This window comes from Guptibacillus hwajinpoensis, from assembly GCF_020524165.1.
In the GTDB taxonomy this organism is placed as follows: Bacteria; Bacillota; Bacilli; order Bacillales; family Guptibacillaceae; genus Guptibacillus; species Guptibacillus hwajinpoensis_D.
This window is the reverse complement of sequence record NZ_JAIVKU010000016.1, coordinates 1-637: the sequence shown is the minus strand read 5'-3', so window position 1 is coordinate 637 and position 637 is coordinate 1. Positions and strand designations below refer to the sequence as shown.

Annotated in this window: 2 tRNA genes and 1 rRNA gene; all 3 read left to right on the top strand. The window is 45.1% G+C overall.

Annotated elements, in window-relative coordinates:
- Positions 1 to 220: 220 nt before the first annotated feature.
- Positions 221 to 297, top strand: a tRNA-Ile gene (locus tag LC090_RS21820).
- A gap of 12 nt (positions 298 to 309) precedes the next feature.
- Positions 310 to 385, top strand: a tRNA-Ala gene (locus LC090_RS21815).
- 157 nt (positions 386 to 542) lie between these two features.
- Positions 543 to 637: ribosomal RNA gene (locus tag LC090_RS21810) — 23S ribosomal RNA — on the top strand; the annotation flags it as partial.

Genomic DNA, 637 nt, shown 5'->3' with positions numbered 1-637 from the left:
TAACAAGGTAGCCGTATCGGAAGGTGCGGCTGGATCACCTCCTTTCTATGGAGAATTACGAAGGTAACTTACGTTACCAACCTTACATGAGCGTTTCGTTTAGTTTTGAAAGAATGATTTATTTCTTTCAACTGAAAAGGTAAGTTTTGAAGAAGAGCAAGCCTCTTTTAAGAAACACCTCCGGCTAATGGCTATGTCGGGGTATTTACTTTTCTTTTGTGGGCCTGTAGCTCAGCTGGTTAGAGCGCACGCCTGATAAGCGTGAGGTCGGTGGTTCGAGTCCACTCAGGCCCACCATAAAAGAATCCTGGGGCCTTAGCTCAGCTGGGAGAGCGCCTGCCTTGCACGCAGGAGGTCAGCGGTTCGATCCCGCTAGGCTCCACCAATTTTGTCTACTTTTTATAATTAAACAAACGTTTGATTAATTAGTAGCTATGTTCCTTGAAAACTAGATAGCACAAACAACGACATCCAATAATTATTTTTTATGCAACACTTAGTAATAACTGATGCGTTATGGCAGCAATGCCTAACAAATCGAAGGTTAAGCTACTAAGGGCGCACGGTGGATGCCTTGGCACTAGAAGCCTAAGAAGGACGGGACGAACACCGATATGCTTCGGGGAGCTGTAAGTAC